The following is a 13,652-nucleotide window of genomic DNA, read 5'->3' as shown; positions in this document are numbered from 1 at the left end:
ACGGGGCCACACCCGCCAGCGACGGTTTGCACTGGGCGCTTGTCCCTCATTGGCATCTTCGCTTTGGAGCAGCCTCGCTGTCTGTTAGCATGGAGCTGTTCCCTGGGGTGTGCGCCAGTCGTTATAGTCCCTCGAGCCTATGAGCAGTACCCAGGGGGCCAATAGCTAGCCGGGCCCGTGTGCATGTCCGTGCGACGGAAAGCCTGACGGCTCGGCTGCGGCCACCCACCTTGAACCTATGGGTTCAAGGGCCAGAACGACAGCGGCATTCTGGGGAACCTTGAACGATGAATCTGTGCTCCAACCACGAAGCTCAGACAGAGCTCGGGCACTTGTCACGCACCGAGCTGCGACGCGAGCTGCGTCGCCGACGCCGCGACTTGAGTCAGCAGCAGCAACAGACGGCGAGCCAGGCATTGGTCGCGAGACTGCGTCGCCTGCCGGAGCTGTTGACCGCTCGACACGTGGCGCTCTACCTGCCCAACGACGGGGAAATCGATCCTCGGCCCCTCATTCGCTGGCTGCATCGCCGCCGTGCCCAGGCCTACCTCCCGGTACTGCGCCCCTTGGCGGCCAACTGCCTGTGGTTCGTTCGCTACGACGCCCGCACCCCCATGGTGACCAATCGCTTCGGCATATCCGAGCCGGACAGCCGTTTTGGGGCGCATCCGTCACACCGTATGCCTGCCTGGGCTCTCGATGCCATCCTGCTGCCTCTGGTCGGCTTTGACTCGTCAGGGCAGCGCATGGGCATGGGAGGGGGCTTTTACGACCGCACCCTGGCCTTTGCCCATCCAGCGCAATACAACGGCGGCCCCAGGCCTCGCCTGATTGGGCTCGCCCATGATGTACAGCGAGTGGACCACCTACCGATCGCCTCCTGGGATGTCCCCCTGGATGCCATCGTCAGCGATGCAGGCGTCATTCGTCCTGCGCACTGAAACAGCCGCGGCTCAGGTCCTGAAACGCATCCGGCCGCCCATGGTGGGCGGCCGGATCGCGATATCTGCCGATGTCGTGCTCAATGGCGCGGGAGATCTCTCCCTCTGGTCGGTTTCAGCCGCCGACCAGCGCCTGGGCATAGCCGGTGGCGACGACTCCCAGACCGAAAACCAGCACCAGTGACATGATCAAATCGGGCTTGCGTCTCATTCCTGACTCCGTATATACGGCCGCCTGCCGTATTGTCTTGATGTTATAGGTCGAAGCAACTAAGGAAACACTGCATAAATGCCTGTGCAGACGATTCGCTGCGTTGCGCGCTGCTCGAACTCCTCACCTATACCGCATAGGCTCCGGGTTCTGCGCTGCGGGCGCCTTGCACCTCATTCCGCTCGGCTGATTTATTCAGCGCTTCCCAAGCTCAGACTATAGGCTGGGCACTTATGCATGGCAATTACCACTCTAGTGGCATGACGCACGTCTACAGACCAGCTCTGGCCCAGCAAGTAAGTCAGCGCTCGCGCGCAGGATACGCCGCTTGATCCCAACTGCCAAGCTCTCTTGGCACGCTATTCACTGTCCTCCGTCATGACATGCGCGGATGACGGCATTCCCCTTCGACAAGGCCCTGCTGGCCACCGTTACTCATTCAGTGTCAGTGGCGCTGACAGGGCCGATACAGTGCTGTGCTCGGGGCGCTTGGCGATGCCCTGAAGCGATGCCAAGAAGCCATGCCCCAACGCTATGCCATGAACAGTTGGTAGGCGGGATTGTCGCTTTCCTTCCAATAGCGATAGCCAATGGCATCGAAATGCTCTTCCACATGACTGCGATCGCCGTTGGGAATCTGCATACCGACGAGCACTCGACCATAGGCCGCGCCATGATTGCGATAGTGGAACAGCGAAATGTTCCAGTCCTGGGGAAGGTGGGTCAGGAAATTCATCAGCGCCCCGGGACGTTCGGGGAACTCGAAGCGATAGGCTTCTTCAACAAACTCGGTGCGGGGTCGACCTCCGCCAAGGTGGCGAATATGCAACTTCGCCAGCTCGTTGTCGGTGAGGTCCTCGACCGGATAACCCGCCTCGAACAGACGGCCGATCAACGCCTGGCGATCCTCACCACCGGGCTTGACCTGCACACCGACAAAGATATGGGCCTGGTCGGCGTCGGCGTAGCGATAATTGAATTCGGTCACCATACGCTTGCCGATGGTACGGCAGAACTTCTTGAAACTGCCTGGGCGCTCAGGAATCGTCACCGCCAGGATCGCCTCACGCTGTTCACCCAGCTCAGTCCGTTCGGCAATATGCTGAAGGCGGTCAAAGTTGGTGTTGGCGCCAGAGTTGATGCATACCAGCGTCTGATCCTGGGCGCCGCTCTCCTGGATATATTTCTTCAGTCCAGCCAGCGACAGCGCCCCCGAGGTCTCTGACACGGCACGGGTATCCTCGAAGATATCCTTGACCGCCGCACACATCTCATCGGTGTTGACGGTAATTACGTCATCGACCAGGTCGCGCATCAGTGAAAAAGGCACCTTGCCGATCTGCGCTACGGCTACGCCCTCGGCGAATACCCCCACCTGGTCCAGCACCACCCGTTCACCCGCCTCAAGGGCAGCCTTGAGACAGGCACTGTCCTCGGACTCGACCCCGATGACCTTGATCTCAGGGCGCAGGTACTTGATGTAGGCCGCCATGCCGGCGATCAATCCGCCGCCGCCCACCGGAATGAAGACGGCGTCAATGGGGCCGCTATGCTGGCGCAGAATCTCCATGGCGACGGTCCCCTGACCGGCGACCACGTCGATGTCGTCAAATGGCGGGATGTAGGTATAGCCGTGCTGCTCCACCAACTCGTGAGCATGCTCTGCAGCAGCGGCGAAGGCATCGCCCTTGAGGATGACCTTGGCGCCCCAGCCTCGCACGGCGGCGACCTTGATTTCAGGGGTGATGCGCGGCATTACGATCACCGCCTTGACGCCCATCAACTTGGCGGCAAGCGCCAGTCCCTGAGCGTGATTTCCCGCAGAGGCCGCGATCACGCCTTTGGCCTTCTGCTCGTCGCTGAGGTGGGCCATACGGTTATAGGCGCCGCGAATCTTGAACGAGTGCACCGGCTGCAGATCTTCACGCTTGATCAGAATCTGGTTGTTGAACCGTCGAGACAGCATGGGAGCCGGGGAAATCGGCGTTTCACGGGCCGCTTCATAAACCCGGGCCTGGAGGATCTTCTTGACGGTAGCTTCGAGCATTCTGGTATCCAGCGTGAGGGGGCAAGCAAAGCCCCTATTGTTAGCATCGCGCTGCACCTGGCGTCCAGCGCCAGTCGCCTCGGCTGCTGTCTGTGCACGTTTACCCTATAATGATCGCCGCCCACCCATTTTGAAGACCCCTGCGCAGGTATCTCATGACCCAGGACGAACTCAAGGACGCTGTCGCGGCAGCCGCCATCGATGAAGTGCGCCCGATGCTTGGCAAAGACATCGTGATCGGCGTCGGCACCGGCTCGACCGCGAACTTCTTCATCGATCGACTCGCAGCGCTGCGCGGCGACTTCCGCGGTGCCGTCGCCAGTAGCGAGGCCAGCGCCAAGCGCTTGAAGGACCATGGCATCGATCTGTATGAACTGAACGAAGTTGGCACACTGCCAGTCTATGTGGACGGCGCAGACGAAGTGAATGCTCACTTACACATGATCAAGGGCGGGGGTGCCGCACTGACCCGCGAGAAGATCGTGGCCGCCTGTTCGACCACCTTCATCTGTATCGCCGATGCGTCCAAGCGAGTGGAACGACTTGGCGACTTCCCGCTGCCGATCGAGGTGATCCCGATGGCCAGGTCCTACGTGGCGCGTGAAATGGTCAAGCTGGGTGCGGACCCGGTCTACCGCGAGGGCGTGGTGACTGACAACGGCAACCAGATCATCGATTGCTATGGTCTCGAGATCGACGATGCCGTCGCCCTCGAGCGCCAGATCAATGCCATCGTCGGCGTTGTCACCAATGGGCTGTTTGCGGCTCGTCCCGCCGACGTGCTGCTGCTCGGCAGTGCTGAAGGCGTCAGTCGTCAACTGCCGGCGTAAGCTCCCGTGCGCGCTCACTGCTTCGTGCATCGATAAGCGCATCCAGCCCATCGAGGGTCGCGTCCAACGCACCTCGATGGGTATCAAGCACGTGCTGCCCGGCCTCACTGAGCCGCTGACGCTGTTCACCATCTTCCAGTAACGCCGCCACTCGCTCACTCAGTTCCTCGGCGTCGGCAACCTCGACCAGCGCTCCGGCATCTCGCAACGCCTGGGCGACGTCCGCGAAGTTCTCCAGATGCGGCCCGGTAACCACCGGCACCCCCATCATGGCGGGCTCCAGCAGGTTGTGTCCTCCGATCGGCACGAGGCTGCCCCCCACAAACGCAAGGTCGGCACACCCGTAGAGGGCCTGCAGCTCGCCCATGCTGTCACCGAGATACACATGGACCCGAGCGCTGGGCACACGTCCGCGGGAACGGCGGACGGTGTCGAAACCGGCCTCACGGCACAGTTCGGCGACGTCATCAAAGCGCTGCGGATGCCTCGGTACCAGCACCAGCAACGCATCCGGGAAGCGCTCCAGCAGCCGTCGATGCACCTCCAGCAACTGCTCGTCTTCACCCGGATGGGTCGATCCTGCGACCCAGACCGGGCGATGACCAATGGCTGCGTGCAAGCGCTCACTCACCACCTGAGAGGCGGGATCCACCGTCATGTCGAACTTCATCGAGCCGACGACCTGAATATTCTGGGGCGCCATGCCTAGCGCGATGAAGCGCTCAGCGTCGTCTCTGGACTTGGCCGCCAGCCAATCGACACAGGACAGCGCCTGGGCCATCAGCGGGCGCAGCCGGCGATAGCCGCGAAAGGCGCGTGGCGACAGTCGTCCATTGACCACCGCCACGGGAATGCTCTGCTGGACACAGGCGTTGAGCAGGTTAGGCCACAGCTCGGTCTCGAAGAAGATGGCCTGCTGCGGTGCCAGGCGCTGGACGAAACGGCGCGCCGCGCCAGGAAAGTCCAGCGCCACGAAAACGTGGCTCAAGGGGGCCGCAGCCTCCGCCTCAGGCACGTCCTCGGCCAACGAGGCCACGCGCTCGGCGCCGGTGGCGGTCATGGTGCTGACCACCAGCCGATGATCAGGGTGCCGCAAGCGCAGCGCTCGAATCAGCGGGCGGGCGGCGACAACCTCTCCTACCGATGCGCAATGGAGCCAGAGCCTTGGACGCTCATCGGCGAAGGGCAGCAAACAGCCAAGGCGCTCTGCTCGAGGTCGTCCCACCAATTGTTCCCGCCATACTCGTCGCCAGATCACCGGCGAGAGCAGGCAAAGCGCGCCTGAATAGGCAAGCCGCGGCCAGCGCATGCTCAGCCCTCGCGGTCGAGGATGGTCGATATCATGGCGGTGGTGGAGACACCGTCCTCAAAGCCCAGCACCTTGACCTCGCCACCGGCAGCGCGGACCGCCTCGCCGCCCGCGATATCCTCGGGCCGATAGTCCCCCCCCTTGACCAGCACATCCGGCAGCACGGCTTCGATCAGCCGTGCCGGAGTCTCTTCGGCGAAGGGCACCACCCAGTCGACGGCCCCCAGGCCCGCCAGCACTTGCATCCGACGGTGAAGCGGGTTGATCGGTCGCTTGGGTCCCTTGAGCCGACGGATAGACTCGTCATCGTTTACCGCCACGATCAGGCGATCACCCAGCTGTCGAGCGTGCTCCAGGTAGGCCACATGGCCTGCGTGCAGAATGTCGAAGCAGCCGTTGGTCATGACGACCCGTTCACCGCGCGCCTGAGCTGCGCGCACCGCAAGCACCAGCGGACATTCTTCGATGACGCCGAATTCGGCCAACTTATCGCCATGCAGAGCGGTATAAAGCTCGGCAATCGACAGGGTCGCGGTGCCGGGCTTGGCCACCACCAGGCCCGCCGCCAGGTTGGACAAGGTCATGGCCTCGGCAAAGCCATGCCCGGCGGCAAGAGCCAGCCCAAGCACGGCAATCACGGTATCGCCGGCACCGGTCACATCGTAGACCTCACGTGCTCGGGTCGGCAGGTGCAAGGGATCTTGCCCTTCGCGAATCAGCGTCATGCCCTTTTCGCTGCGGGTGATCAGCAGCGCTTCCAGGTCCAGCTCCTGGCGCAGCGCTTCTCCCTTGCTGGCCAGGATGTCATCGCTCGGGCAAGGCCCGACCACCGCCTCGAACTCGGCCAGATTGGGGGTAATCACGCTGGCACCGCGGTAGCGGCGAAAATCGCTGCCCTTGGGATCCACCAGCACGCGCTTGCCGGCACGGCGCATCTCGGGAATGACCGCTTCGACATTGGCCAGGGTGCCCTTGCCATAGTCGGACAGGATCACCAGGTCGAAACTGTCGGTGGCCTCTACCAGTCGCGGGGCCAGTTCGCTGGTATCGATCTTGTCGAGCCCGTCCTCGAAATCCAGGCGGATCAGCTGCTGGTTGCGGCTCATTACCCTAAGCTTGGTAATCGTGGGCACACCAGGAGTACGATGGAAGTGAGTACTTACTCCTACCTCCTCCAGGCGAGTCGTCAGGCGGTCGGCATTGTCATCGTCCCCGACCAACCCAGCCAGAGCCGCATGAGCGCCCAGCGAGGCAATGTTCAGCGCAACGTTGGCGGCGCCCCCGGGACGATCTTCGCACTCTTCCACCCGCACCACCGGCACCGGCGCCTCGGGCGAGATCCGCGAGGTTCCCCCATGCCAGTAGCGGTCCAGCATGACGTCGCCCACCACCAGTACGCGGGAGCGCTCAAGCGCGGTCAAATCAAGCTTCATCGGGGGACTCCCTATCGAGGTCGGAGCGGGAAGAGGCGGCAGTATCGGCCAGCAGTCGGTCTAGCTGCGCAATGACGTCGTCAGCGCTGATCAGGGACATCGCGTCCGGGTGACGCACCCGCTGCCCCCAGGTGATGGTGGCAGCGTCCTCGTGCAGGAACTGGCGCACGGCGTCGGGGTAGCGATTGACCACATAGTCTCGCCACAGGTATGGGGCGGCACGATCCGGATTGGTCGTCGCAAACAGGCCCACCACCGGTGTGTTCAGGGCATTGGCCATATGCACGGGTCCTGAATCCGGAGCGATGACCGCACGGGCCCGATCGATCAGCGCCAGCAGGCCCTTGAGCGACGTGCCACCGATGGCGTCGATCACCGCATCACTCTGGCACAGGCCCTGGATGCGCGAGCCCATCTCTCTTTCCTGGGTGCTGCCACCACCGGTCATGACGGTCTTCAGGCCATATTGGGTCCAGGCATGCTCGACCACGGCGGCGTAGCCTTCTGCCGACCAGTTGCGGAAATTGCGCAGACGCGGGTTTGCACAGGGGCTGATCAACACGTAGCCCGCCTCCCCGGTCAGCTCACGGGCTTCCTGGTAAGCCGCCTCGGGTATCGGCAGGCGCCACTCCAGGCTGTCATCCTCGACGCCCATCAAGCGAGCAAAGTCCATGAAGGACTCGAGAACGTGAGCGCGATCACGCGGGGCCAGCTGACGATGGGTAAACCAGTACTGACGATCCTTGGCGCGAGCCGGATCAAAACCCACCCGAACATCGGCCTTGAGTCCCAGTGACAGCACACTGGCCCGCAGCGCTTGCTGCATGTGCAGCAGCACATCAAACCGGGTATCGGCCAGTTCTCGCCACAGCGCGCGCATGCCCTTGAGGCCAGTGGACTTGTCGTAGACGATGAACTCGACCCCTGACAAGCCCGTCAGTAGACTGTGTTCGCCCTTGCCGATGATCCAGGTGATCCGCGCTTCGGGCCATTGGCGCTGCAGGGCTCGAACCGTGGGCACCAGGTTGCAGACATCTCCCAGGGCGGAGAGACGCAGCACGCCGATGTGGGCTGGACGAGCGGGCAGAGGATGCTTCATGCGGTTGGCAACGTATCAATCAGGAAAGGTGGGCATTTTATACGATGCCACTAGTTTATGTGACGCTGGTCTAACGCCACAAATCGGAGCGTCCTTGCTGGACCCGGAATACTGGCGAGACAGTGGTCATGTCGTCGGCCAGGCGCCTGGTCGAGGCCAGAGTCTGTTTCTCGATCTGGGCGAGCAGCAATGGGTGCTGAGACCCTATCGGCGTGGCGGTATGGTGGCACGCCTGTCTCGCAGTCACTACCTGTGGACCGGCATCGAACGCACCCGCGCCTTCCGCGAGGTAGAACTGACCGCTACGCTGTTTGACGCCGGGCTGCCGGTGCCACGGCCGATCCTGGGGGGCGTCATACGTCAGGGGCCCACCTATCAGGCCGCGCTGATCACCCAGCGCCTGCCCCAGACTCGTGCTCTGGCCGAGGCGCTGGCCAGCCACGAGGTCGATGCCGAGCTGCTGGCCGACGTCGGACGCGTGATCCGGCGGTGCCACGACCAGGGCCTGGACCATGTCGACCTCAACGCACGTAACCTGCTCATCGACACCACAAGGCAGGTCTGGCTGATCGACCTTGATCGCTGTCGCCTGCGCCGCCCCGGGCGCTGGCAGGACGCCAACCTGGCACGTCTGGGCCGCTCCCTTGAGCGCTTCTGTGCAACCTCAACAGCCGCCGCCCAGGCACTGGCAGACATCCAGCGAGGCTACCGTTCTGAGGAAGGCTCTGGCTCCCACTAAGCGTCGATGACGTCAGCGTAGACATCGATCAGTCCCTCGACGTGGCGTGACAGCAGGAAATGCTGTTTCACCCTGAGCCTTGCCTCGCTGCCCAGACGCGCTCGCAGCTCACTGTCGGCCGACAGCTCGGCCATCGCAGATGCCCATTCCTGGGGCGCCTGGGGATCTGCCAGGCGGCCACTGTGGCTATCGATAAGTTCAGGAATGGCACCACTGCGTGAGCCGATCACCGCCTTGCCTGCCGCCATCGCTTCGATCACTGTCAGTCCGAAGGCTTCATTGCGTGACGGCACGCACACCACGTCGAGCACTTCGAATAACCGCGCGAGATCCCGCCGAAACCCGGTGAAGGTCACCCTCGATGACAGTCCCAACTCCTCGACTCGCGCCTGGAGCTCCGCTACGTACTCCTCGCGGCTACCCTCTTCTGCTGCCAGACCGCCAACGATGACCCCGTGCACGTCGAGTGCCGGATGTTCGCGCAGCAGCAGAGCCAGCGCTTCGATGAACACCTGCTGTCCCTTGCCGGGTGTCAGCCGACCCGCCACCCCGATGGTCACCGCCTTGGCCGGCAGGCCCAGGCTACTTCGAAGGGCGCGCCGCTCACCCGCATCCAGGCGCGGTGCCAACGCCGCCGGATCGATCCCCAGATACAGCCGCTGGATACGTTCGGCGGGCAGTGGAAAGGCCTTGAGGTTACGACGACGGGTCGCGTCACTGATCGACAGCAATCGATCGACCTTGCCGTAGGCCCAGCGGTGGTAGAGGTCCTTCTTCGGCCGCGTGACGCCCATATGGTCGGTAAAGATCACGCCCAGGCTCGGCCTCAGCGTCGCCAGCAGTGCAGCGAGTCGCAGATCGCTGGACTTGTGGCAATGCAGCAGACGAATGTCGTGCTCGCGCAGATACGCCAGCCAACGCCCCACGGCAAACAGCGCTGACGTGCGCGAGGCAGCGGTCAGAGGGACGACACCAGCGCCTTCGAGGCTTTGCGCTACCCGTGAGTCCGCCAGTGCCAGAGCGTGCGTCTCCCACCCACGGGCGGCCAGCTCCGGTATAATCCTCGCCGGATACATTTCCAGTCCGCCCCAGCCGTCCGACAGGCAGATATGCATGACCTTGTGACTCAAGGTGGTCTCCTTTCCGATGGCGGGCTCGGGAGCCCTGATGACATCAACGACGGCCACGGCCGACGCAAGCACCCCTCGACTGCTGGTGGTGCGCAACGACAAGCTTGGCGACTTCATGCTTGCCTGGCCAGCCCTGGCCACGCTGAAGGCAGCACGCCCGGCACCACATATTACCGCGCTGGTGCCATCCTACACGGCGCCCGTCGCCAGGCTATGCCCGTGGATCGACGAAGTGATCCTGGACCCAGGCGACGAGGCGCCGAAAGCGCAGCAGCGTCAGCTGCTCGCATCTCTGCGCCAGGGGCACTTCACGGCACTGCTGACGCTGTTTTCCACCACGCGGATCGGTTGGCTAGGGTTGCGTGCCGGGATTCCGCTGCGCATGGCCCCCGCGACCAAGTGGGCGCAGCTATTCTACAACCGCCGGATCACTCAGCGCAGATCCCGTTCTGACCGGCCCGAATACGTCTACAACCAGCAATTGGCAGAGGCGATGGTCGAGGCCTTGGCGCTGTCACCGGGCGAAGCCGTCCGCCCACCCTTCTGGCCTCAACCCGAGGGAGACAGGGAACAACGTCGCCTGGCACTGGCCAGCCAACTTGGTCTTGCCTCCACCGGGAGCTGGATCTATCTGCACCCTGGCAGCGGGGGGTCAGCGGTCAACCTCAGCCCCGACGCCTACGCCCAGCTGGCACAGGACGTCGATCGCCGCATGCGGCAGCAGGGCGCCACTCAGCCCCACTGGATCGTCACCGCTGGGCCCGGGGAAGACGCGGTAGCGAATACTCTCGTCGCCCGCCTGGAAAGCGCTGGCCTAAGCGCCCGGCGTCTGCCCCCTGCCGCAGGGCTCGCTGACTTTGCCTGCAGTATCGCCGCCGCTGACGCCTTCGTTGCCGGCTCCACCGGCCCGCTGCATATCGCGGGCTGTCTCGACGTGATCACGGTAGGCTTCTACCCGTCCCACCGTTCAGCGACACCGCTGCGCTGGCAAACCTGCAATGCCCCTGAACATCGGCTGGCCTTTCACCCGCCCCCAGGGGACCAGGCTCGCGACATGTCCGCGGTAGACCTGGACGAGGCCGCAGCAGCCATCGCGGCGACACTGGTCGACGCCGACAGGCGAGCCACGTCATGAGTCGTGTCTTGCCAACCCAGTGTCGCTAGGCCTGTCTCGCTAGGCCTGATTTGCCAAGCCTGATTTGCTAAGCCCAGGACCAACGGCACCCATCGACTTTTGTTGTGCACACCCGCATAGTCCTGACACGCTGATGCACACTGGACACCGCGTCTACTGTCCGTCAGCGGGTCGTTCGCTTCATCTTTCGCATCACCACAGCAGGCATGTCGCCATGACTCCGATTACCGGCATCATCATTACCCTCAACGAACAGGACAATGTCGAAGGGGCCATCGCGTCGCTGCAACCCGTGTGCGATGAAATCATCGTGGTGGACTCCGGCAGCGACGATGACACCGTAGCGCTGGCCGAGGCGGCGGGTGCGAAGGTGATTCATCAACCCTATCTGGGGGATGGGCCGCAGAAGGCCTTTGCCGTCCCCCAGGCACGACATGACTGGATCCTGGCGCTGGATGCCGATGAACGGCTCGATGACGACGCTATAGCCGCCATTCGCGAGCTGACCTTGGAAGACCCACAGACGGCCTATCGCTTTCGTCGACGCAACTTCGCAGGTCGACACTGGATACGTGCCGCGGGCTTCTATCCTGATCCGGTGACGCGGTTATACAACCGCACGACCTCGGGCTATCTGCCCAAGAAGGCGCACTCATCCGTCAAGGCGCCAACGGTGGTCGATGTCGATGCTCACCTGAGCCATTTCACCTACCGTGACCTGTCACACTGGATGCAGCGGATCGATCAGCTGTCGACCCGGGATGCCTGGGCGATGAGGGAACGGGGTGTCACCCCCTCTGCGCTTCGCCCCAGCCTGCATGCGCTCACCGCCATGCTGCGCAAGCTGGTGCTGAAGGGAGGTCTGCTGCAGGGTCAGGATGGTATGACCGTCGCGATCACGACGGCATTCCATGCGTACATGAAGTATGCAAAGCTGAACGAACTGTACGAAAACGAGCGAGCCGAGCGCCAGGGAAGCCGTCCAACCGGGTCGTCAGGTAACGACGACTCGACGTCGACGCGCTAGTGCGTCAAGCGAAGGATTCGCACCTCCGCGGTCAGCACTGCTGATTCGCGACTCCCGGGCGACAATGGCTTCATGGATTGACCTTTGGGCGCCTCGAACATGCCTGTACCTTTCCCTATCACGTCTCCCTGGCTGCGCTGGGCCGTCCACCTGCTGCTGGGCCTGGCCATAGGTCATGCCGTGGTCATGGTCACGCGCCTGCCCGGTTGGTGCCTGCCGATACCGGCGATCATCTGGTGCCTGGTGGCTGGCTGGAAGCGCTGGGGCGATCCGCCACCGCCTCGCTTGCGTATCCGGGTCATCCCCTGGGCGTTGGTTCCACTGGCGTTCTGGGGGATCTATGTCTATCTGGCCAGCAGCTTCGGACAGGTGGATATGGGTGCTGTCTACTTTCACCTCCAGGCGGGCATCTCGCAGCATGGGGGCAGCGAGCGGACGATTGCCGCCATCATCTATACCTTGGCCATGGTGCTGATCCTTGCCGGCTATACCTGGCTGGTGCGGGCCGATTACCGCTGGCAACGCTGGGACCACTGGCTGGCCTTCGTGCTGCTGCTGGGCAATCCCATGTTCTACTCCATGGGCCAGCGCGGCGCCGCGGTGGTCACAGACCCAGGGACCTGGCTCGATCGTCGCTACGTGGATCCGGTCATTCTCAAGGCGCCCCAGCGCCCGCCCAACCTGCTGCTGATCTATCTTGAAAGCCTGGAGCGCACCTACTCGGACACGGCGCGCTTTGGCGACGCCTACGCCGACCTCGCGGCACTGGAGCCCCAGGCCGTCGTCTTTGACAACGTGCGCCAGATCGATAATACGGGCTGGACCATGGCCGGCATGATTGCCAGCCAGTGTGGCACGCCGCTGATGCCAGCGGGGCTGCTGCATGACAGTCAGTTCGATCCCCTGCACCACGTGGTTCCTGGAGTCGACTGCCTGGGGGATTTGCTCGCACGCCTCGGCTACCGTCAGACCTTCATGGGCGGAGCCAGCACCGAGTTCGCCGGCAAGGGGTTGTTCTACACCGACCACGCCTACCAGCGCGTACTGGGCCGAGAGCAGCTGGTGGAGCGCCTGGATGACAGCCAATACCTCAACAGCTGGGGGCTCTACGACGATAGCCTCTACGAGATGGCGGTGGATGAGATACGCCGCCTGGACCGCCAGCAGGGGCCATGGAACATGACGCTGCTGAACCTGTCCGCCCATGCCCCGGCGGGCTATCCGTCCCAGGCGTGCGAGGCCGAACAGGGTGTGCACGACGGTGTCGATATCCTGTACGCGGTGAAGTGCTCAGGCTGGCTCACCCGGCGTCTGCTTGAGCAGCTGGAAGACGAGCAACTGCTGGACAACACCCTGGTCGTCATTGCCAGTGACCACCTGACTATGCGCGTGTCCGCCTGGGACCAACTGATCCAGACCCCCAGGACCAACACCTTGATGATGATGGGCAACGCGTTGACACCTGCCCGTATCTCGACCCAAGCGACGACCATGGATACCCTGCCGACACTGCTGGAAGCCATGGGGTTTACCATCGACTGGCACCGAGCAGGCCTTGGCGTCTCCCTGTTTTCAGGCGAGCCAACGCTGGCAGAGCAGGTAGGGCTGGAAGCCCTCAACGGCTATATGCGTGAAGAAACCGCGCTGCAGGAGCGTCTCTGGGAAGGCCTTGCGCCCGCCTATCGCACCAGCGGACAGCCGGATGCGCCACCGGAAGCTCCGCACCAACCTTGATGGCGATCCCCGAACGG

At 63.3% G+C, this 13,652-nt stretch carries 11 protein-coding genes and 1 other RNA gene; 7 read left to right on the top strand and 5 right to left on the bottom strand.

Going from position 1 to position 13,652, the window contains the following annotated elements:
• Window positions 1–96 precede the first annotated feature (96 nt).
• Both ssrS and KUV86_RS07520 read left to right on the top strand, forming a co-directional pair.
• A non-coding RNA gene (ssrS, locus tag KUV86_RS07525) (6S RNA) lies at window positions 97–281 on the top strand.
• A 6-nt stretch (window positions 282–287) separates the two neighbouring features.
• Window positions 288–941, top strand: a complete 654-nt coding sequence (locus KUV86_RS07520; RefSeq protein WP_222484274.1) for a 5-formyltetrahydrofolate cyclo-ligase — start codon at window positions 288–290, stop codon at window positions 939–941.
• Window positions 942–1,684: 743 nt separating this feature from the next.
• On the opposite strand, the gene ilvA is transcribed toward KUV86_RS07520, so the two are convergent.
• Window positions 1,685–3,199: a threonine ammonia-lyase, biosynthetic gene (ilvA, locus tag KUV86_RS07515; protein ID WP_222162256.1), complete on the bottom strand. Its 1,515-nt coding sequence runs from the start codon at window positions 3,197–3,199 to the stop codon at window positions 1,685–1,687.
• 155 nt (window positions 3,200–3,354) lie between these two features.
• Between ilvA and rpiA the strand changes: the two genes are divergently transcribed.
• Complete coding sequence (gene rpiA, locus KUV86_RS07510; RefSeq protein ID WP_222484273.1) at window positions 3,355–4,029, top strand: ribose-5-phosphate isomerase RpiA; 675 nt, start codon at window positions 3,355–3,357, stop codon at window positions 4,027–4,029.
• Here the strand turns inward: rpiA and waaA are convergent.
• The 3 genes from waaA to KUV86_RS07495 are packed head-to-tail and all read right to left on the bottom strand — an operon-like array spanning window position 4,007 to window position 7,870.
• The gene (waaA, locus tag KUV86_RS07505; RefSeq protein WP_222484272.1) at window positions 4,007–5,338 is read right to left on the bottom strand and encodes a lipid IV(A) 3-deoxy-D-manno-octulosonic acid transferase; all 1,332 of its coding nucleotides are present in this window, start codon (window positions 5,336–5,338) and stop codon (window positions 4,007–4,009) included. The genes rpiA and waaA overlap by 23 nt on opposite strands.
• A gap of 2 nt (window positions 5,339–5,340) precedes the next feature.
• Window positions 5,341–6,771, bottom strand: a complete 1,431-nt coding sequence (hldE, locus tag KUV86_RS07500) for a bifunctional D-glycero-beta-D-manno-heptose-7-phosphate kinase/D-glycero-beta-D-manno-heptose 1-phosphate adenylyltransferase HldE (RefSeq protein ID WP_206942119.1) — start codon at window positions 6,769–6,771, stop codon at window positions 5,341–5,343.
• Entirely contained in the window at window positions 6,761–7,870 is a 1,110-nt protein-coding gene (locus KUV86_RS07495; protein ID WP_206942117.1) for a glycosyltransferase family 9 protein, read from the bottom strand. Before KUV86_RS07495 ends, hldE begins: the two co-directional genes overlap by 11 nt.
• Window positions 7,871–7,964: 94 nt before the next feature.
• On the opposite strand from KUV86_RS07495, the gene KUV86_RS07490 reads away from it, so the two are divergent.
• Window positions 7,965–8,609 (top strand): 3-deoxy-D-manno-octulosonic acid kinase, encoded by a 645-nt coding sequence (locus tag KUV86_RS07490; protein WP_315900968.1) that lies wholly within the window; start codon window positions 7,965–7,967, stop codon window positions 8,607–8,609.
• Here the strand turns inward: KUV86_RS07490 and KUV86_RS07485 are convergent.
• Entirely contained in the window at window positions 8,606–9,739 is a 1,134-nt protein-coding gene (locus tag KUV86_RS07485; protein WP_261397565.1) for a glycosyltransferase family 4 protein, read from the bottom strand. The genes KUV86_RS07490 and KUV86_RS07485 overlap by 4 nt on opposite strands.
• 37 nt (window positions 9,740–9,776) lie before the next feature.
• Here KUV86_RS07485 and KUV86_RS07480 point away from each other — a divergent pair, with 37 nt between their 5' ends.
• The 3 genes from KUV86_RS07480 to KUV86_RS07470 all read left to right on the top strand — a co-directional run bounded on the left by KUV86_RS07480 (window position 9,777) and on the right by KUV86_RS07470 (window position 13,635).
• Window positions 9,777–10,874, top strand: coding sequence for a glycosyltransferase family 9 protein (locus tag KUV86_RS07480; protein WP_222484270.1), 1,098 nt, complete (start codon window positions 9,777–9,779; stop codon window positions 10,872–10,874).
• Between the two features lie 214 nt (window positions 10,875–11,088).
• Window positions 11,089–11,901 (top strand): glycosyltransferase family 2 protein, encoded by an 813-nt coding sequence (locus KUV86_RS07475; protein ID WP_222484268.1) that lies wholly within the window; start codon window positions 11,089–11,091, stop codon window positions 11,899–11,901.
• A gap of 99 nt (window positions 11,902–12,000) precedes the next feature.
• Window positions 12,001–13,635: a sulfatase-like hydrolase/transferase gene (locus tag KUV86_RS07470; RefSeq protein ID WP_206942109.1), complete on the top strand. Its 1,635-nt coding sequence runs from the start codon at window positions 12,001–12,003 to the stop codon at window positions 13,633–13,635.
• Window positions 13,636–13,652 lie beyond the last annotated feature (17 nt).

This window comes from Halomonas sp. DP8Y7-3, from assembly GCF_019801675.1.
Lineage (GTDB): Bacteria > Pseudomonadota > Gammaproteobacteria > Pseudomonadales > Halomonadaceae > Halomonas > Halomonas litopenaei_A.
This window is presented reverse-complemented; position numbering and strand designations above follow the sequence as displayed.